The following is a 392-nucleotide window of genomic DNA, read 5'->3' as shown; positions in this document are numbered from 1 at the left end:
CTCGACACCAGCGTGCTCCTGGCGGACCCTCTCGCCATGACCCGCTTCGAGGAGCACGAGGTCGTTCTCCCGGTGGTCGTGGTCACCGAGCTGGAAGCCAAGCGGCACCACCCCGAACTGGGCTACTTCGCCCGCCAGGCGCTGCGGCTGCTCGACGACTTCCGGATCCGCTTCGGCCGTCTCGACGAGCCGATCCCGGTCGGGGAGCTCGGCGGCACCATCCGGGTCGAGCTCAACCACTCCGACCCCTCGATACTGCCGGCCGGCTACCGGGTCGGGGGCGGCGAGGCGGACACCCGCATCCTCGCGGTCGCGCGGAACCTGCAGGCCGAGGGGTACGACGTCACCGTCGTCTCCAAGGACCTCCCGCTGCGGATCAAGGCGTCCTCGGT

The 392-nt window shown here is 70.7% G+C and carries 1 protein-coding gene; it reads left to right on the top strand.

Annotated elements, in window-relative coordinates; genetic code table 11:
* A partial coding sequence (locus PUR61_RS00050; RefSeq protein WP_329874309.1) for a PIN domain-containing protein occupies positions 1–392 on the top strand: 392 nt, incomplete at both ends.

Source organism: Streptomyces sp. BE20, from assembly GCF_036322525.1.
Lineage (GTDB): Bacteria > Actinomycetota > Actinomycetes > Streptomycetales > Streptomycetaceae > Kitasatospora.
This window is presented reverse-complemented; position numbering and strand designations above follow the sequence as displayed.